At 70.1% G+C, this 18,058-nt stretch carries 16 protein-coding genes; 9 read left to right on the plus strand and 7 right to left on the minus strand.

What is annotated here, in order from left to right; all coding sequences use genetic code 11:
* Positions 1-105: 105 nt before the first annotated feature.
* Both AB0M47_RS25185 and fabG read left to right on the plus strand, forming a co-directional pair.
* Positions 106-1,605 (plus strand): sugar transferase, encoded by a 1,500-nt coding sequence (locus AB0M47_RS25185; RefSeq protein WP_363418256.1) that lies wholly within the window; start codon positions 106-108, stop codon positions 1,603-1,605.
* A 93-nt stretch (positions 1,606-1,698) separates the two neighbouring features.
* Positions 1,699-2,445 carry a 3-oxoacyl-ACP reductase FabG gene (fabG, locus tag AB0M47_RS25190; RefSeq protein ID WP_363418258.1) on the plus strand — a complete coding sequence of 249 codons (747 nt, stop codon included), beginning with the start codon at positions 1,699-1,701 and terminating at the stop codon, positions 2,443-2,445.
* A 62-nt stretch (positions 2,446-2,507) separates the two neighbouring features.
* Here the strand turns inward: fabG and AB0M47_RS25195 are convergent, their stop codons facing one another.
* Both AB0M47_RS25195 and AB0M47_RS25200 read right to left on the minus strand, forming a co-directional pair.
* Entirely contained in the window at positions 2,508-4,478 is a 1,971-nt protein-coding gene (locus AB0M47_RS25195) for a peptidoglycan recognition family protein (protein ID WP_363418260.1), read from the minus strand.
* Positions 4,479-4,619: 141 nt separating this feature from the next.
* Entirely contained in the window at positions 4,620-5,225 is a 606-nt protein-coding gene (locus AB0M47_RS25200; RefSeq protein ID WP_363418262.1) for a TetR family transcriptional regulator, read from the minus strand.
* A gap of 81 nt (positions 5,226-5,306) precedes the next feature.
* Here AB0M47_RS25200 and AB0M47_RS25205 point away from each other — a divergent pair, with 81 nt between their 5' ends.
* On the plus strand, positions 5,307-6,797 hold the full coding sequence (locus AB0M47_RS25205) for an MFS transporter (protein WP_363418264.1): 1,491 nt from the start codon (positions 5,307-5,309) through the stop codon (positions 6,795-6,797).
* Between the two features lies 1 nt (position 6,798).
* On the opposite strand, the gene dtd is transcribed toward AB0M47_RS25205, so the two are convergent.
* From dtd to AB0M47_RS25230, 5 genes are all read right to left on the minus strand, one after another.
* On the minus strand, positions 6,799-7,221 hold the full coding sequence (dtd, locus tag AB0M47_RS25210; protein ID WP_253760512.1) for a D-aminoacyl-tRNA deacylase: 423 nt from the start codon (positions 7,219-7,221) through the stop codon (positions 6,799-6,801).
* Positions 7,222-7,282: 61 nt separating this feature from the next.
* Positions 7,283-7,792, minus strand: coding sequence for a hypothetical protein (locus AB0M47_RS25215; protein WP_363418267.1), 510 nt, complete (start codon positions 7,790-7,792; stop codon positions 7,283-7,285).
* Positions 7,793-7,929: 137 nt separating this feature from the next.
* Positions 7,930-8,532 (minus strand): TetR family transcriptional regulator C-terminal domain-containing protein, encoded by a 603-nt coding sequence (locus AB0M47_RS25220; RefSeq protein ID WP_363418268.1) that lies wholly within the window; start codon positions 8,530-8,532, stop codon positions 7,930-7,932.
* A 37-nt stretch (positions 8,533-8,569) separates the two neighbouring features.
* Entirely contained in the window at positions 8,570-9,775 is a 1,206-nt protein-coding gene (locus AB0M47_RS25225; RefSeq protein ID WP_363418270.1) for an MFS transporter, read from the minus strand.
* Between the two features lie 43 nt (positions 9,776-9,818).
* Entirely contained in the window at positions 9,819-10,970 is a 1,152-nt protein-coding gene (locus AB0M47_RS25230) for a helix-turn-helix domain-containing protein (RefSeq protein ID WP_363418272.1), read from the minus strand.
* Between the two features lie 82 nt (positions 10,971-11,052).
* Between AB0M47_RS25230 and AB0M47_RS25235 the strand changes: the two genes are divergently transcribed.
* From AB0M47_RS25235 to ctaD, 6 genes are all read left to right on the plus strand, one after another.
* Entirely contained in the window at positions 11,053-12,132 is a 1,080-nt protein-coding gene (locus AB0M47_RS25235) for an FAD-dependent oxidoreductase (protein WP_363418274.1), read from the plus strand.
* Positions 12,129-13,637 carry an NAD(P)/FAD-dependent oxidoreductase gene (locus tag AB0M47_RS25240; protein WP_363418276.1) on the plus strand — a complete coding sequence of 503 codons (1,509 nt, stop codon included), beginning with the start codon at positions 12,129-12,131 and terminating at the stop codon, positions 13,635-13,637. The genes AB0M47_RS25235 and AB0M47_RS25240 overlap by 4 nt, the downstream gene beginning before the upstream one ends.
* Positions 13,634-14,524, plus strand: coding sequence for a dihydrodipicolinate synthase family protein (locus AB0M47_RS25245; RefSeq protein ID WP_363418278.1), 891 nt, complete (start codon positions 13,634-13,636; stop codon positions 14,522-14,524). Before AB0M47_RS25240 ends, AB0M47_RS25245 begins: the two co-directional genes overlap by 4 nt.
* Positions 14,514-15,515, plus strand: a complete 1,002-nt coding sequence (locus AB0M47_RS25250; RefSeq protein WP_363418280.1) for a proline racemase family protein — start codon at positions 14,514-14,516, stop codon at positions 15,513-15,515. The genes AB0M47_RS25245 and AB0M47_RS25250 overlap by 11 nt, the downstream gene beginning before the upstream one ends.
* A 111-nt stretch (positions 15,516-15,626) precedes the next feature.
* Entirely contained in the window at positions 15,627-15,965 is a 339-nt protein-coding gene (locus tag AB0M47_RS25255) for a hypothetical protein (protein ID WP_363418282.1), read from the plus strand.
* 180 nt (positions 15,966-16,145) lie between these two features.
* Positions 16,146-17,837 carry a cytochrome c oxidase subunit I gene (gene ctaD / locus AB0M47_RS25260; RefSeq protein ID WP_363418284.1) on the plus strand — a complete coding sequence of 564 codons (1,692 nt, stop codon included), beginning with the start codon at positions 16,146-16,148 and terminating at the stop codon, positions 17,835-17,837.
* Positions 17,838-18,058 lie beyond the last annotated feature (221 nt).

Raw genomic sequence — 18,058 nt, forward strand, 5'->3', positions numbered from 1 at the left:
GATCATGCGTCCGTCGGCAACTGACAGGTTCCCGTCTCACCGCCCGTAACGGGTGGGCGGCACGCGACGATGATGCCCTTACCGGACAGGCATCGAGGGGGTGCGATGACCACGGCTTCCGTATCCGCCGCGCTGCGTGACGCGTCCGCGTCCACAGCCGCGGATGAGGTGCGCCGGCTCGCCGAACGGCGCCGCATCTATGTGCGTACCCTTGTCGCCTGCGACGCGGTGGTGATCGCGGCCGCGATCTTCGGCGGCTACCTGGCCCGGTTCTCCACCGCGAGTCCGCCGCGTATCGACGTCCCGTATGGACTGATCGGCGTGACGCTGGGCTTGGCCTGGCTGATCTGGCTGCGGACCGTGCGGTGCTACGACGAGCGGGTGCTCGGCTACGGCACCGACGAGTACCGCCGGGTCGCGGGCGCCAGCGCGCGGCTCGCGGGCACCGTGGCCATCCTCGGCTACATCGTCAACATCGGCGTCTCGCGCAGCTTCCTGGCCATCGCGTTCCTGATGGGCACGGTCGGGCTCATCACCGCCCGCTGGGTGGCGCGCAAGCGCCTGCACCGCGCGCGGTCCCGCGGCGCCGGCTGGTCGCATCGGGTCCTGGTGGTGGGCGACGCGGCCCATGTCCTGGAGCTGGTACGCCAATTGCGACGCGAGCCCTACACGGGCTACCGGGTGGTCGGCGCGTGCATCCCGGACGGCCTGCTCGTGCCCCGGACGGCCGGAGCGCCGCAGCAGCGCCTCGGCGACGTGCCCGTGGTCGGGTCGTTCCGCAACATCGTGGAGGCGGCGACCGGAGCCCGGGCCGACACCATCGCCGTCACCGGGTCGAACGAGCTGACCGCCTCGCGGCTGCGCCGCCTGGGCTGGCAGCTGGAGGGCTCCGGGATGGAACTCGTCGTGGCGCCCGCCCTGGTCGACGTGGCCGGGCCGCGCATCCACACGCGCCCGGTCGCCGGTCTGCCGCTGATCCACGTCGAGCAGCCCGACTTCGCCGGCGGCACCAAGATCGTGAAGAACGTGGTGGAACGCATCCTGGCGATCGGCGGACTGCTGGTCGCCCTGCCCGTCCTGGTCCTCGTGGCGATCGCCGTGAAGCTGGACAGCCGGGGACCGATCCTGTTCCGGCAGCGCCGGGTGGGCCAGCACGGCATCGAGTTCGACGTCTTCAAGTTCCGCACCATGGTCGTCGACGCCGACCAACTGGTGGAGACCATGACGGGGCTCAACGAGACCAACGGCCTGATGTTCAAGATGCGTCAGGATCCGCGGGTCACCCGGGTCGGCCGGATCCTGCGCAAGTACTCGTTGGACGAGCTGCCGCAGCTGGTCAACGTCGTCCGCGGAGACATGAGCCTGGTCGGGCCGCGGCCGCCGCTGCCCAAGGAGGTCGCCAAGTACGACGGTGACGTGGCGCGGCGGTTGCTGGTCAAGCCGGGCATCACCGGGCTGTGGCAGGTCAGCGGGCGGTCCGATCTGTCCTGGGAGGACGGCATCCGGCTCGACCTCTACTACGTCGAGAACTGGTCGCTGACCTCGGACCTGTCGATCCTCTGGAAGACGGTCGGCGCGGTCGTCCGCTCGCGGGGCGCGTACTGATCGCCTCCCGATAGTTAAACTACCGCCGGTAGTTAAGTTGGCTACCGGCCGGTAATGTCGCGGGCAGCGTTGCTGGCGACGAGGGAGGCATACATGCGAGTGGCGATCGTGACCGGGGCGGCCCGGGGGATCGGTGCGGTGACGGCTCAGCGGCTGGCCGCCGACGGGATGAAGGTCGCGGTCGTCGACCTGGACGAGCAGTCGTGCCAGGCGACCGTCGACGAGATTCGCAAGAACGGCGGCGAAGCCGTGGCGATCGGTGCGGACGTCAGTGACACCGACGCCGTGGCGGCGGCGGTCGACCGGGTGGCCGAGCAGCTCGGCGCGCCCACGGTGCTGGTGAACAACGCCGGGGTCATCCGCGACAACCTGCTGTTCAAGATGACCGACTCGGACTGGGACAGCGTGATCTCCGTGCACCTGCGGGGCGCGTTCCTGATGACCCGGGCGGCGCAGGCGCACATGACGCAGGCGAAGTACGGCCGGATCGTGAACCTGTCGAGCACGTCCGCGCTGGGCAACCGGGGTCAGGCGAACTACGCCGCCGCGAAGGCCGGCCTCCAGGGCTTCACCAAGACGCTGGCGATCGAACTCGGCCCGTTCGGCGTCACCGCCAACGCGGTCGCGCCAGGCTTCATCGTGACCGAGATGACCGCCGCGACCGCCGCCCGGGTCGGGGTGGACTTCGAGCAGTTCCAGGCGGCCCGCGCGGCTGAGACCCCGGTACGCCGCGTCGGCTACCCGGCCGACATCGCGCACACGATCTCGTTCCTCGTCAGCGAGGGCGCGGGGTTCGTCACCGGCCAGGTCATCTACGTCGCGGGCGGCCCGCGCGGCTGATCGGGAAGCAAAGAACGCGGCCCCCGACCTCATTGTCGGGGGCCGCGTTCGCCGGTGGGGACTTAGACCACCGCGGGACGGATGTCGACGTCGGCCAGGTTCACGAACATGATCCGGTGGCCGAACTGGATCTGGACGTACTTCGTCTCGCCTCGGACGACCGTCCAGTCACCGGGGCTCGACCCGTCGAAGGTCACCGCGCGGTAGTACTCGCTGGGCAGGATGTTGCCCACGACGTACTTCTGCCCGGCGGCCAGGGTGTATCCGGTCAACGGCGCGATCGCCTGCACCGGTACGCCGGCCGGGTACGCCGCCGCCTCCGGGTACGCCCGGCCGTAGACCGGGATGGTGGCCTTGCCCGCCTTGGGGGTGATGACGAAACCGGTCGACCACACGGCGGCCGGGTTCGACGGCGGGTTGTAGAACCAGCCCTTCTGGCCCAGGTACCAGATCGCGACCCAGTCGCCCTGCCGGTCGGCGATGGCGTACTGCTGGCCGGTCTCGACGCGGGCTCCGTGGTCGGAGATGTGCATCGTGGCGGGCTTGGTGCCGTTCAGGTAGAAGTCGGTCAGCAGCGGCGCGTTGGCGTCCGGCGCCGTACGCAGCACGACCGAGCCGGAGCCGTGGGCGGCGCACAGCACGCCCTTCTTGACGCAGCCCGTGAAGGCCGGCTGGTTGGTGGCGTAGTCCGGCTTGATGGTCACCATGCCGCCGTGGGCGGTGCCGATGCCCCGGATCGGAGCCTTCAGCAGCTCCATGTAGCGCGCCCAGTCCCAGTAGGGGCCCGGGTCCCAGTGCATGCCGCCGACGTTGGCCGGCGTGATGCCGGGGACGTTGTCGTGGCCGATGATGTGCTGGCGGTCCAGCGGGATGCCCAGCCGCAGGGCCAGGTACCGGACCAGCTTCGACGAGGTGCGGTACATCGCCTCGGTGTACCAGGCGCCGTTGGCGGCGAAGCCCTCGTGCTCGAGGCCGATCGACTTCGAGTTGACGTACCAGTTGCCGGCGTGCCAGGCCACGTCCTTGGCCTTGACGTGCTGCGCGATGTGACCGTCGACCGAGCGGAGCGTGTAGTTCCAGCTCACGTAGGTCGGGTCCTGCACCATGTTGATGACACCCGGGTAGTAACCCTCGGTGTCGTGGATGACGATGTACTCGATCTTCTGCTGCGCCGGGCGGTTGCCCAGGTCGTGGTTGCCGTAGTCGTCGCCAGGCAGCACCTGGTAGGGCGCCGGAATCCACTCGCAGTCCAGGTTGACCGGGCACTCCAGGCCGTCGGGCCGCTGCAGGTGCCGCAGGCCCAGGCCGTTCAGCCACTGCCGGTTCGGCGTGGTGGCGCGCGCGGTGAGGGCCAGCGCCTGACCGTCGTCGGTGGTCCGGGCCGCGCCTTCGGCCAGCGTCGCGTACACCTCGTCCGCGAAGGCGGCCGCGGCGGCGTCGTCGGTCGCGCCGCTGTAGCGGGCCACCGCGCCGTACCAGTCGGCCACGTCGCTGTTCGCGCCGGTCGGTGCGGTCAATTCCTGCTGGTACGCCGAAAGCAGCGCCGCGCCGCCACGGATGTTGGCCGTGACGTCGGTCCGCAACTCCTCCTTGGACAGACCGGTCGCCGTGGCGGCCGCGTCCAGTGTCTGCAGGGCGGCGGGGTCGGCACCGGCCTCGGCCGGCTGCTCGATCGGAGCCTTGACCGTCGTCCGCGAGTCGTCGCCTCGGGAGTCCTCAGCCGGCGCGTCGGTCGCCTCCTCCTCCCGGGGGAGCGACGTCACGTAGGCCGCGTCGGTCAGGTGCATCGGGCCGAACCCGGCGCTGGTGCTGGGCAGGCCGCCGTTGACGTCCCAGCGGGACTCCAGATAGGAGACGGCGAGCAGGATGTCCGCCGGTACGCCGAACTCGGCGGCGGCGTCGGTGTAGGCCTGTTGTCTGGATGAGGCCGTGGTCTCGGCGGCGGCACCCGGGGTCGCGGCGAGTCCGCTCGCGACGAAGGTGAGTGCGCTCAATGAGGCCAGCAGCCGGAAACGGCGCTGTGGGGGTTGCATCGTGCCTCCGGCGGAAGATGGAGTGATCCTCTTCGGGCCAATCTGGACCGGCCGGAGGGGAGAGTCAATCGTTTAGGGGTGCCGTGTTGTTAAATCTTTACGTGGACGGCTCCCCTGACGAGAAATCCTCACGGAGCGTACTCATTCAAGGAGATCGAATCCCCGTTCGGCGAGGGTGACGGCCTCCGGGTAGACGGCGTCCGGCTTGTCACCGGCCAGGACGCGGGCCACGTTGTGCTCGACGAGGGCGCTGATCACGCCCATGATCTGGCGCGCGCGTACGTGGTCGAACGGGGTCGTCGGGCCCGGCTCGGCCAGGGCGTCGGCCAGCGTGTTCGCCCGGGTCAGCTCGTAGTGCAGGGCGCGGGCCAGTAGGGACGGCGTACTGCGGGCGAGCCGTTGCATCAGCATGACCGGTTCGCTGTCGCTCAGTCCGGTCGCGGGATCTCTCGCGGCCAGCGCCGCCAGGAACTGTGTCCGCAGCGCCTCGATCGCGGACTGCCCGTCGGGGCGGGCGCGGACGACCCGGGCCGGCTCGTCGATGTGGTCCTCGACCGGCATGAGGATCAGGTCCTCCTTGGTCGGGAAGTAGTTGAACAAGGTCATCTTCGAGACGTCAGCGGCGGCCGCGATCTCCGCCGTGGACACGGCGTCGAAGCCCCGTTCGGCGAACAGGTCCAGCGCCGCGCGCCAGAGCCGTGCGGAGGTCTCCTTCTTCTTGCGCTCGCGCAGCCCCGGCTCTCCCATGAGCCGGAAATATACCAGATACAAAAACTGACTCAGCAAAAGTATTGACCGAGTAAAAGTTTGACGAGCATGCTGGACCGCATGACGGAACGACAGAAGAAGATCGGGATGCTGCTCTGCGTCTTCACGATCGTGATGGCCGTGATCGACAACAACATCGTCTCGGCGGCGGTCGTCCCGATCGTCCGGGAGCTGGACCCGGTGCACGGCGTCGATCGGCTGCCGTGGCTCGTCAGCGCCTTCGCGCTGGCCGCGACGGCGATGCTGCCGCTGTACGGGAAGCTGTGCGACGTCTTCGGCCCCAAGCTGGTCTACCTGGGCGCGATCGCGACCTTCCTCGCCGGTTCGGCGCTCTGCGGCGCGGCCCAGAGCATGGGGCAGCTCATCGCCTTCCGAGCACTCCAGGGCGCCGGCGCCGGTGGGCTGATGAGCGTCACGATGGTGGTGCTGGCGCACCTCGCCGGCGGTCCGGGCAGCGGCAGCGCGCGCGGCGGCAACTTCGGTGGCGTCGTGGCCGGCGCGGGCATGGCGCTCGGGCCGTTTCTCGGCGGCATCCTGGCCGACCACGGCCAGTGGCGCTGGATCTTCTACCTCAACCTCCCGATCGGGCTGCTCATCCTGATCGTCTCGGCTCGGCTGCTGCGGCTGCCCAAGAGCGAGCGCACGCACCGCATCGACTTCCTCGGCGCGGGGCTGGCCGCGGCGTTCGCCGTCGGGTTGCTGCTGATCAGCGAGTGGGCCGGCAAGGAGTACGCCTGGGACTCGCCGACGATCCTCGGTCTCGTGGTCGCCACGCTCGCACTGCTGGGCGCGTTCCTCTGGCGGCAGGCGGTCGCGGCCGAGCCGATCCTGCCGCTGAGCCTGTTCCGCAACGCCACGATCAGCCTCGGTTTCGCCATCCAGGGCCTGATGGGGCTGACCATGATGGGCTCGATGGTCTACGTCATGGTCTACCTGCAGGTGGTCCGGGGCGTACCGGCCGCGCAGGCGGGCCTCTACCTGATCCCGATGGCGGCCGGGCTGACGGTCGTCGGGATGGTCGCGGGCAAGCTCAGCGAGTCCGGAGTCTCGCGTAAGGGGCTGCTCGTCTCGGGCACGGCGATCGGGACGCTCGCGATCGGCTCGCTCACCTTCGTCGGGGCGGACACCAACCTCTGGTACGTCCGGGGTTCGCTGTTCGTCCTCGGCATCGGCTTCGGGCAGCTGCTCGGGCTGCTCATCGCGGTCGTGCAGCAGGCCGCTCCGCGTACGCAGCTGGGCGTCGCCACGACCGCGATCCGGTTCTTCCAGAACCTCGGCGGGGCGTTGGGAGCCGCCGTCCTCGGGACGATCCTCAGCCGCGCCTTCACCGCCCGGATGCCAGGGATGTCCACCTCGGCGGTCGCCACCATGACCGGCGACGTACGCACGGCCGCCGTGAACGCCCTCGTCCACAGCATGGATCTGGTCTTCATGGTCGCGACGGGCGCGATGGCGGTGAGCGTGGTCCTGGCCCTGATGCTGCGGATGCCCGTGGCGACGCCGGAACCGGCGGCGCAGACGACGCTCGCCCCGGAGCCGGCGAAGGCCTGAGCTACAGGTCGACGATGACCGTGTTCGGCCCGACGTTCACGCTCTCCACCAGCATGTGGGTCCGGAATCGTCCAGTCTCGACAGTCGCACCCCGCGCCCGCAGCGCCTCGACGAACGCCGTGAACAGCGGCTCGGCGACGGCGGCGGGTGCGGCGGCGCTCCAGCCCGGGCGGCGGCCCCGGCTCGTGTCGGCGTACAGGGTGAACTGGCTCACCACCAACAGCGGCGCGCCCAGGTCGGACGCGGACTTCTCCGCCGGCAGGATCCGCAGCTCGTGCACCTTGCGAGCCATCGTGGCGGCGGTCGCCTCGGTATCACCGTGGGTCACTCCCACCAGGACCAGGAGACCGTCGGAGACCTTGCCGACGACTTCGCCGTCGACGGTCACGCTCGCCCGGGAGACCGTCTGCACCACAGCACGCATCGTCCCAGCCTGCCATGGCGCATGCCGGGACGATGCGTGAGGTTCAGACGATGCGTGCGGTTCAGCGGACCGCGGACCTCCGGACGAGACGGGCGCCGCCGAGCAGGGCCACCCCGATCGCGAGCAGGATCGCCCCGAAGAGGGCGAAGCTGCCCGTACGCGAGCCCGTGGTGGGCAGGGTGGAGACGGTCGGCGAAGCCTCGGTGGGCGAGGCCTCGGTGGGCGAGGCTGACGTAGGCGAAGCAGTCGGCGACGCCGAGGTCGGCGTCGGAGATGGCGAATGGGACTTGGATCGGGTCGGCGACGGGGAGACCGACGTCGGCGAGGACGATGGCGAATGGGACTTGGTCCCGGTGGGGTACGGCGAATGGGACTTGGTCCCGGTGGGGTACGGCGAATGGGAGTAATTCCCGTTGCCGTGCCCCCCGCTGTAGCCGGCTTGAACAACGGCCGGCTCCGCGCCGGCGGTGCCGGCGGCGAGGGCCGCGATGCCGCTGACGAGAGCCGCCACGGCGAATGTGGCCATAGTCGCGCCGAGGGCGCGTCGGATACGCGTGGTCGATTCCTGCATGCACCTGAAACAGGGCTGTGCGCCTGTCCGTGACGCCCTATATCGGCGAGTCTCCATATTCTGTCAGGCATCTGACAAATTGGTCCCGAAAGGGGGAATAGGGGGGATATGCAGGGGTTTCTCGGGTTGCCCGGCTGTCAGACGAGGGCTGCCGGATCGATGCCCACCTCTTTGGCGGTGGCCGTACGCACCCAGTCCGTGGCCTGCTTCTGGGACAGCACCTTGTCGTGCACGGTCAGCTGCACCGCCAGCCCGTCCACCATCGCGTTGATCCGCCACGCGGCGCCGGCCGGGTCGTCACAGGTGAACGAGCCGTCGTCGGCGCCGGCGGTGATGACCGCGGTCAGCGCCTCCTTCCAGCGCAGATCCATGCGCCGGGAGACCTTCTCCAACTCCGGTACGCGCATGGCCTCGGACCAGCCGTCGATCCAGATCGCCCAGGACTTCGACCGGCCGCTCGGCGCGAGGTGGCGCAGCAGCTTGGCGAGCTTCTCCGGCGGGCTGGCCTTGGACTCGATCACCGCCTGCATCCGGGCCAGATCCTGCTCCGCGACGTACGCGAAGGCCTGGGTGAGCATCGCGTCCTTGCTCGGGAAGTGGTAGTAGACCAGCGACGGGCTGACTCCGGCGGCCGCCGCGACGTCAGCCGTACGAGTGCGGGCGAAGCCGCGTTCCACGATGACGTCTGCCGCGATGCGCAGCAGGGCGTCAAGCCGGAGTTCGGCGGAACGGCGAGTCACCTTGCCTACGGTATGGCATCCGGGGTGGACGTGGGGGTCACCGCGTTCGCCGCATCATCGTCGCAGCCAGCACGGTTGCGGCAGCGACCAGCGCGGTGGCGGTGAGCGCGGCCGCGATCAGCCCGCCGCCCCGCGCGGCGACCAGCCCGGCGAGGGCGGCTCCGGCGGAGTAGCCGACGAAGACCGCGGTTCCCGCCCAGGTGAACGCCTCCGTTCGGCGAGCGAGCGGAGCGAGCGACGTGACCAGCCCCATCTCCACCGCGGTCATGGGTGCGATCACCAATCCGCCCAGCGCCAGGATCGCGCCCAGACTCGGCAGCCCGGCGCTGAGGCAGATCAGCGCGAATCCGGTCGTGTTCAGGGTGGCGAGCAGGAACAGCAGCCGCCATCGGGACATCGTCGGGTTCGCCCCGGCGAACCACAGGCCGCCCAGGATGGACCCGGCGCTCCACGCGGCGATCACCGCGCCCGCTCCGGCCGGGCTGCCCTGCCCGGCGGCGTACGCCGGGATCGCGACCTCCATGAGGCCGTAGGCCGCCGCCTCCAACCCCGCGACGGCGAGCAGGATCGTGAGCGCGACGGTCAGCAGCCGCGGCCGTTCGCTGACTGGCGATTCAGCGTCGGGCACGGCGACGCGATAGCGGGCGGCGGGCGCGGCGGCGAGTCCGACCGCACCGGCGGCCGACATCGACGCCGTCAGGGCGACGGCCGCGTACGGTCCGGCCACCGCGCTGATCACGGCGATCAGGGCCGGTCCGACCACATAGGTCAACTCCGAGCAGACGGCGTCGAGGGCGTACGCCGTGCTCGCGTGGCCGGGCGCGAGCCGGGGCAGCACCACCCTGGTCACGGCCGACACCGGCGGGTTGGCCGCACCGGCGGCGGCCATGACGGCGAGGATCACGCCGACCGGTGCGTGCCCGGCCAGCACCGTGATCAACGCGGTGAGCAGCAACGCGTTCACGACCCCGGTGGCGGCCAGCACCGTCGGGGCATGCCCGCGGTCGGCCAGCCGGCCGAGCCAGGGTGCGCTCAGCGCGGTCGCCGCCGAGTTGACCGCGGTGGCCAGCCCGGCGACGGCGTACGAACCGGTGCCGTGGTGCACCGCGAGCACGAACACCAGCGTCGACATCCCGTAGGGCAACCGGCCCACCAGAGACGGAACCGTGACGCGGGTGACGCCCGGTACGCCGAAGAGCGCACGGTACCGCCGGGCGGCGGTGACCACGGCGAGACCAGACATCCGGCCAGCCTACACTGACTGAACCGTCAGTCAGTTATCGCGGTCAGCTCGCCAGATGGATCGCCTTCAGGGCAAGATGAAGCTGCAGCCGCTGGAGGCCGTCCCGGAGATCGACGCCGCACAGCTCGGCCGCCCGGGACAGCCGGTAATACAACGTCGTGCGATGAATGCGCAGGTGCGCCGCGGTCGCGGCGGCGTCCCCCGCAAGATCCAGGTACGCCTCCACCGTCGCCGCCAAGTCCGCCGGCAACCGGTCGACGCCCGGATACAGCTCGGGCGCGGTCAGCCCGGCCGCCGCGAGCACCCGGTAGACGCCCAACTGCGACCACATAGCCACCCGCTGCGGCGATGTTCCGGCGGGGACGGGACCGGCGCCGGGGGCGGTGGGCAGGGCGATCGCGGGGAGGGCGAGCGCTTGGGTGGCTTGGGCGACGGACTGGTGGACGTCGGCCAGCCGGGCCACGGGGTCGCCGACGCCGACCCCGGAATCGGCCTGCTCGGCGAGGTGGGCCGCGGCGTCGGCCGGGGCGACCGAGCCCGACCGCAGCAACAGCAGACCCTGCGTCGGGCGTACGAGGTGGACCGCGTAGCGGTGGCCGCAGTAGCGGCGGGTTGCTACGAGCGCCTGTTCGACGACAGCGGCCTCGCCGACCGAGACGACGAGAGCCGTGCACGGCCCGTCCGACTCCAGCATCTCCGCGCCGACGATCTTGGTGGCGGCATCTGCCCGGACCGCCGGATCATCGGCCAGCAGTCCGCGTACGGCGTCGGCCTCCCGCCGGGCGGTCAGCTCGCCGAGCAGGTTCACCCGGTACAGCGCCAGCGCCAGATCCTCGGCCAGCCCGACCGCGCGATTCACGTCAGCGGCGGACAACTCCGGGGAGTCGACGAACCAGACGAAGCCCAGCAACAGGTCGCTGTGCCACACCGGTACGCACACCCGGGGCAGCAGGCCGAGGGCGGGCTCCGCCGGAGTGCGTACGGGGTGGCGGGCGCGCGTGATCTCGAAGCGCGCGAAGAACGAGATTACTTCGGCGGTGGTGCTCCGGCGCAGGATCGAGTCACGGCGTACGTCGTCGAGCGGTTCGGCCTGCGCGGAGTAGCAGACGACCCGTTGCCGCCGGTCCTCGACCAAGACGGGCCGGCCCATCCGGTCGGCGATCCGGTCCACGAGCAGCTGCAGTTCATCGCGCACTCGACAAGTGTAGGAACCCTGGCTCGACAGATCCGACACGTGATGGAAGACCGGCGGCCCGGCCGAGCATAGGGTCATAGGCGTGAGAGTGACGGTGATCGGGGCCGGCATCGTGGGCGCCGCCTGCGCGTACGCCTGCGCCCAGCGCGGGCTGAAAGTCACCGTCCTCGATCGTGGCGGGCTCGTCGCCGGCACGACCGGTTCCGGTGAGGGCAACATCCTCGTCTCCGACAAGGAACCCGGCCCCGAACTGGATCTCGCGTTGCGGTCCAACGCCCTCTGGCGGGACTGGGAAGCAGAACTCAATCGTCACGTCGGCTGCGACGCAGATGGCGGCATTCAGCTCGAACGCAAAGGCGGGCTCATCGTCACGCGTACCAGTCGGGGAATGCGAGCCCTGGCCGAGACGACGGGCGAGCTGGTCGACGAGCGAGCTGTCCGTGAGCTGGAGCCGCATTTAGCCGCGGACATCCTGGGCGGAGCGTTCTTCCCGCAGGACATGCAGGTGCAGCCGGCGCGTGCGGCGGCGGCGATGCTGGCCGGGGCGCGGGAGCACGGCGCGGAGGTCCGCCTGCGCACCGAGGTACGCGACCTGCCCGCCGACGCCGACGCCGTGATCAACGCGACCGGGGCCTGGGCGGCCCAGTTCGGGATCGCGCTGCCGGTCGAACCGCGCCGCGGGTTCATCCTGGTCACCGAGCCGCTGCCGGTGCTGATCCGGCACAAGGTGTACTCGGCGGAGTACCTGGAGAATGTGGCGAGCGGCGACGCCGACCTGCAGACCTCGACCGTCGTCGAAAGCACCCCCGGCGGTCCGGTGCTGATCGGGGCGACCCGCGAACGCGTCGGCTTCGACGCCACCCCGAACCGGGCGGCGCTGCGGAAGCTGGCGGCAGGTGCGGCGGCGCTGTTCCCGTTCCTCGCCGACGTGCGGATCATGCGCACCTATCATGGCTTCCGCCCGTACGCCGCCGACCATCTTCCGGTCATCGGGCCGGATCCGCTGACGCCCCGGCTGTGGCACGCCCACGGACACGAAGGAGCGGGCATCGGGCTCGCCCCGGCCACCGGCGAGCTGATCGCCGACCTGCTCACCGGATCGGCACCCGCGCTCGATCCCGCACCATTCTCGCCCGCGCGATTCCCGGAGGTGGCGGCGTGAGTGTGTTCTGCGGCATCGGGGTGTGCCAAGCGTGCGTCGCACCCGACGGCACGCGCCCCTGCCTCACCACCACCGCCCCCGCGTCGCCCGACCCGGGCGCGCCCGATTCCCAGCAGATCACGGATACGCAGGCTAAAACCGCGCCGGGAAGCATGCACAACCGTGATCCGCAGCAAGAAGAGGAGCTGGTGGTGGTGGGGGCGGGGCCGGCCGGCCTGAGCGCCGCGCTGGCGGCGGCGGACGCGGGCGTACGCGTGCTCGTGGTGGATCGGGGTGGCAAGCCCGGTGGGCAGTATCTGCGCCAGTCCACTGTGCGCGAGAACACTCCGCCCGCGCTCATCCAGCGCGCCCAGGCGCATGAGCGCATCCGATTCCTGCTGGGGCACGAGATCTGGCGCGCGACCAGGGAGCAGCTGGAGATCGCCGACGTCGAGGGGCGTACCACCCGGGTCGTCCGGGCCGCGACGATCGTGCTGGCCACCGGGGCGTACGACCGGGTCGTGCCGTTCCCCGGCTGGGAGCTGCCCGGCGTCGTCACCGTCGGCGGGGCGCAGGCGCAACTCAAGGGGCTCGGCATCAAGGTCGGCCAACGCGTACTCGTGACGGGCACCGGTCCACTGTTGCTGTCGCTCGCCGTCTCGCTCGCGGAGGCAGGCGTCGAGGTGGTCGCGGTTGCCGATCCCGTCCGGTCCCGTGCCTGGTTCCGTCACTTCACCACGGTGGTACGCGCACCGCGCAAGCTGCTGCAGGCGGCGGCGTACCGGGGTCGGCTGCTGCGGCATCGGGTGCCGGTGTGGGCCGGCTGGGAAGTGCGAGAGATCACTCCCGACCGGGATGTCATGATCGCGAAACTGCGATGTGGCACAAAGGAACGTGCGGAGATCGTTGACACGATCGCCGTCGGCCACGGCTTCACCCCACAGGTGGAGCTGGCGAGCGCGTTGGGCTGCGCACTCCTCGTCGACCCGAGGGATGGCAGCCCGATCGCGCAGGTGGACGCCGACCTGCGGACCTCGCAGGCGGGCGTCTTCGCGGCGGGTGAGCTCGCCGGGGTGGGCGGGGCGGACTCCGCGTACGCCACCGGCACCCTGGCTGGGCTCGCCGCCGCACGCCACCTGGGGCGCCTCGACGAATCGGCGTACCAGGTGGCCTCGAAACCCTGGCGACGGCGGGCGGCTGCGGCCCGCCGGTTCGCCGACGCCCTGCACAAGGTGCACGGCTTCGCCCCCGGCTGGAGCGCACGGGTCTCCGACGAGACCGTCCTGTGCCGCTGTGAGGGCGTCACCTTCGGCGCGGTCCGGGCCGCTCAGGCGCTCGGCGCCGACGACCCCCGCGCCGTCAAACTGCTGACCCGGGCCGGCATGGGCCGCTGCCAGGGCCGGCTCTGCGGATTGTCCGCCGCCGACGTGCTCGGCTGCGCCCCGCTCCCGTACGCGAACCGTCCGATCGCGACACCGATCCCGTTGCGCCTGCTCATCTCGCAAGACCAGTTGGAGGAATCATGACCAAGCCGTGGAACGGGGTACTGGTGGCGATCGCCACACCCTTCCGGGAAGACCTGTCGATCGACTACGACCGGCTGCAGGAACACGTCGCCTGGCTCGGCGCGAACGGCTGCCACGGCATCGTGCCGAACGGGTCGCTGGGGGAGTATCAGACGCTCACCGAGGAGGAGCGGGCGCGCGTCGTCACCGCCGTCGTCGAGGCGGTCCCGGACGACGTCACCGTGGTGCCCGGCGTCGGGGCGTACGGGGGCCATCAGGCGCGCCGGTGGGCCGAGCAGGCCGCCGAGGTGGGCGCCGACGCGGTCATGTCGTTGCCGCCCAACGCGTACGCCGCTGCCCCGGCCGAGGTGGTCGCGCACTACGAGCAGGTCGCGGCGGCCGGGCTGCCGGTGGTGGCGTACAACAACCCGTTCGACACCAAGGTCGACCTGACCCCGGAGCTGCTCGCCGAATTGCACGGTCAGGGGCTGATCCAGGCGGTCAAGGAGTTCTCCGGCGACGTACGCCGAGTGCACCGCATCCATGAGCTGGCGCCCGGGCTCGACGTGCTCGCCGGGGCCGACGACGTGCTGCTGGAGTTGGTGTCGCAGGGCGCGGTCGGCTGGATCGCCGGGTTCCCGAACGCCCTGCCCGAGCAGTCCGTACGACTCTACAACCTCTGTGTCGACGGCAACCTCGCCGAGGCGCTGCCGTTGTACCGGCAGGTGCACGCGGCGTACCGGTGGGACTCCCGGCCGTTGTTCGTCCAGGCGATCAAGCTCGGTATGGAGCTGGCCGGGCGCTACGGCGGTCCGTGCCGCCCGCCGCGCCTGCCCCTCGCGCCGGAGCTGCACGCACAGGTGACAGCCGACATGAAGAAGGCCCTGGGAGAGCCGGATGTTCAGTAATAAGGTCTTTCACGCGGTCGACTCGCACACCGAGGGCATGCCGACCCGGGTCATCACCGGCGGCGTCGGCGTCTTCCCCGGCGCGACGATGGCCGAACGCCGCCTGTTCGGCATCAAGGAACGCGACGATCTGCGGAAAATGCTCATGTGCGAGCCGCGTGGGCATTCCGCGATGTCCGGCGCCATCCTGCAGCCGCCGGCCCGGCCGGACGCCGACTGGGGCGTCCTCTATATAGAGGTGTCCGGATGGCTGCCGATGTGCGGCCACGGCACCATCGGCGTCGCGACCGTCCTGGTCGAAACCGGGATGGTCGAGGTGGTCGAGCCGGTCACCACCATCCGGCTCGACACCCCCGCCGGCCTGGTGGTGGCCCAGGTCGAGGTCCGCGCGGGTCGCGCGGTGGGAGTCACCATCCGCAACGTCCCCTCCTTCCTGCATTCCCAAGATGTACGCCTGGAGGTGCCGGGCCTCGGGGAGGTGGTCGTCGACATCGCCTTCGGCGGCAACTTCTACGCGTTGCTGCCGGCCGAACAGCTGGGTCTGCCGGTGACCCGGGAGAACATCCCGGAGCTGCTCGGCAAGGGGCTGAAGATCATGGACGCCGTCATGGAACAGGCGGCCCCGACGCACCCCGTCGACCCCGCGATCGACGACTGCCGCCACGTCATCGCGTACCAGTCGGGAGAAGACGGCGCCGACGCGCGGGCCGCGACGCTGATCCACCCGGGCTGGGTGGACCGCTCGCCGTGCGGGACCGGAACGAGTGCGCGGATGGCGCAGCTGTACGCCCGCGGCGAGCTGGCGCTGGACCAGCCGTTCGTGAACGAGTCGCCGCTGGGCACGCGGTTCACCGGCCGGCTGGTGGAGCAGACCACGGTCGGCGACCGGACCGCGGTCGTGCCCACCGTGACCGGCCGGGCCTGGATCACCGGCACCGCCCAGTACCTGCTGGACCCGACCGATCCGTTCCCGGCGGGGTTCGAGCTCTGACGGGTTCGGCCGAGCGGCGGGCGCGGTACGACGGGAGGGTCGGCCGCGCCCGCTTCCTTTACCCTGTCCTTCATTTGCGCGGGGGACTCTTTTGGGGAGGGAGAAGTCTCGATGAACTCGATGGCGGATTGGATCGGTTTCACCATGGCGCTGCTCGGCGCCGTGCTCGTGCTCGCCGGCGCGACCCTGATCTTCCTGCACGCCCGGGGCCAGCTGCGGCCCACCAGCACCTTCGGCGCCGACACGACGGTCACCTCGGCGGCCGCACCGGAGGCGAGCGGCTTCGGCTTCGTCCGGCGGGTCTTCAAGGCCGTCCGGTCGCTGCCCGACGCCGACCACCTCATCGCCTGGGGCCTGGTCCTGCTGATCCTCGGCGCCCTGGCAGCCGGTGCCATCAAGTTCGGCATCGCGTTTGAGCTGGGCACATTCAATACGAACGTTATTCGCTGATGCGTTCCCCGCGCCTGCTCACAGGTGCGGGACCGGCGCGTCCAAGGCACCCCACGCGTCCTGGTGACGCGTGGGGGACTATTCTGCGTCCGTGGTACGCCCCGCCGATGATCCGCTCACCCTCGCGGATGGTGGGACGCCCGAACAACACCAGCTGGTGAACAGCACAGGAGGCCGCTCGTGACAACCGTCGCACCGAAGCCGATCGAGACCAGGCAGTGGCCGGTCCGACCGAACGTCAAGGGCTCGGCGATCGCACGGATCATCCGAACGACCGACGCGAAGCAGATCGGGATCATGTACCTGATCACGGCCTTCGCCTTCTTCATGATCGGTGGCCTGATGGCCCTGCTCATGCGGACCGAGTTGGCCCGCCCGGGGCTGCAGTTCCTCTCCCCGGAGCAGTTCAACCAGCTGTTCACCATGCACGGCACGATCATGCTGCTGTTCTTCGCGACGCCGATCGTCTTCGCGTTCGCGAACTTCATCGTCCCGATTCAGATCGGCGCGCCGGACGTCAGCTTCCCGCGGCTGAACGCGTTCGCGTACTGGCTGTATCTGTTCGGCGGAACGCTGGCCGTGGCGGGCTTCATCACGCCGGGCGGCGCCGCCGACTTCGGCTGGTTCGCGTACGCCCCGCTGAACGACGCCATCAACTCACCCGGCCCGGGCGGTGACATGTGGATCGTCGGTCTGGCGATCTCCGGTCTGGGCACGATCCTCGGCGCCGTGAACATGGTCACCACGATCCTGACCCTGCGCGCGCCCGGCATGACGATGTTCCGGCTCTCGATCTTCACCTGGAACATCCTGGTGACCTCGCTGCTGGTGCTGATGGTCTTCCCGCTGCTGGCCGCCGCGCTGTTCGCGCTGCTGGCCGACCGCCGGCTCGGGGCGCACGTGTTCGACGCCTCCACCAACGGTCCGATGCTCTGGCAGCACCTGTTCTGGTTCTTCGGCCACCCCGAGGTGTACATCGTCGCGCTGCCGTTCTTCGGCATCATCAGCGAGGTCATCCCGGTCTTCAGCCGCAAGCCGCTGTTCGGTTACAAGGGCATGGTGCTGGCGACGCTGTCCATCGCGGCGCTGTCGATGAGCGTGTGGGCGCACCACATGTTCGTCACCGGCCAGGTCCTGCTGCCGTTCTTCTCGTTCCTGAGCTTCATGATCGCGGTGCCGACCGGTATGAAGTTCTTCAACTGGATCGGGTCGATGTGGCGCGGCAAGGTCACCTTCGAGTCACCGATGCTGTTCGCCATCGGCTTCCTGGTGACCTTCCTCTTCGGTGGTCTGTCGGGGGTGCTGCTGGCCAGCCCGCCGCTGGACTTCCAGGTGTCCGACTCGTACTTCGTCGTCGCGCACTTCCACTACGTGCTGTTCGGCACGATCGTCTTCGCCGTGTACGCCGGGATCTACTTCTGGTTCCCGAAGATGTTCGGCCGGATGCTCGACGAGCGGCTGGGCAAGCTGCACTTCTGGCTGACGACGATCGGCTTCCACGGCACGTTCCTCGTGCAGCACTGGCTCGGCGCGGAGGGCTTCCCCCGCCGGTACGCCGACTACCTGCCGTCGGACGGGTTCACCACGCTGAACACGATCTCCACCATCGGCGCGTACGTGCTGGGCATCTCCACGCTGCCGTTCCTCTACAACGTGTGGAAGTCCTACCGGGCCGGTGAGCTGGTGACGGAGAACGACCCGTGGGGCCACGGCAACTCGCTGGAGTGGGCGACCTCGTCCCCGCCGCCGCTGCGCAACTTCGACACGATGCCGCGTATCCGCTCGGAGCGGCCCGCCTTCGACGCGAAGTTCCCGCACCTGGCGCTCAACACGACGGTCACGACGCCGAAGGCGTTGGAGCCCGAGGAGTGACCTGCTTCACGCTGTACGCATGAGCCCCGCTTCGGCGGGGCTCTTCGCGTTCTGGGGCGCGTTCCCAGCTCTGGCTGAGCGGGGCCGGACGCTTAGCGGGCCGGATGCTTAGCGGGGCCGGATCAGGGATGTGGGTCGAATTCATGCGCCGAGTTGCGGCCCACATCCCTGATCCGACGGGTACGGACTCAGGCCGGGAGACCTTTCCGAGTCCGGTCGGC

This window comes from Hamadaea sp. NPDC051192 (genome assembly GCF_040682475.1).
In the GTDB taxonomy this organism is placed as follows: Bacteria; Actinomycetota; Actinomycetes; order Mycobacteriales; family Micromonosporaceae; genus Hamadaea; species Hamadaea flava.

What these genes read in the sequence shown, in the direction of transcription:
- AB0M47_RS25185 (WP_363418256.1), top strand. Translation starts at nt 106, where the DNA reads ATGACCACGGCTTCCGTATCCGCCGCGCTGCGTGACGCGTCCGCGTCC.
- fabG (WP_363418258.1), top strand. Translation starts at nt 1,699, where the DNA reads ATGCGAGTGGCGATCGTGACCGGGGCGGCCCGGGGGATCGGTGCGGTG.
- AB0M47_RS25195 (WP_363418260.1), bottom strand. Translation starts at nt 4,478, where the DNA reads ATGCAACCCCCACAGCGCCGTTTCCGGCTGCTGGCCTCATTGAGCGCA.
- AB0M47_RS25200 (WP_363418262.1), bottom strand. Translation starts at nt 5,225, where the DNA reads ATGGGAGAGCCGGGGCTGCGCGAGCGCAAGAAGAAGGAGACCTCCGCA.
- AB0M47_RS25205 (WP_363418264.1), top strand. Translation starts at nt 5,307, where the DNA reads ATGACGGAACGACAGAAGAAGATCGGGATGCTGCTCTGCGTCTTCACG.
- dtd (WP_253760512.1), bottom strand. Translation starts at nt 7,221, where the DNA reads ATGCGTGCTGTGGTGCAGACGGTCTCCCGGGCGAGCGTGACCGTCGAC.
- AB0M47_RS25215 (WP_363418267.1), bottom strand. Translation starts at nt 7,792, where the DNA reads ATGCAGGAATCGACCACGCGTATCCGACGCGCCCTCGGCGCGACTATG.
- AB0M47_RS25225 (WP_363418270.1), bottom strand. Translation starts at nt 9,775, where the DNA reads ATGTCTGGTCTCGCCGTGGTCACCGCCGCCCGGCGGTACCGTGCGCTC.
- AB0M47_RS25245 (WP_363418278.1), top strand. Translation starts at nt 13,634, where the DNA reads ATGACCAAGCCGTGGAACGGGGTACTGGTGGCGATCGCCACACCCTTC.
- AB0M47_RS25250 (WP_363418280.1), top strand. Translation starts at nt 14,514, where the DNA reads ATGTTCAGTAATAAGGTCTTTCACGCGGTCGACTCGCACACCGAGGGC.
- AB0M47_RS25255 (WP_363418282.1), top strand. Translation starts at nt 15,627, where the DNA reads ATGAACTCGATGGCGGATTGGATCGGTTTCACCATGGCGCTGCTCGGC.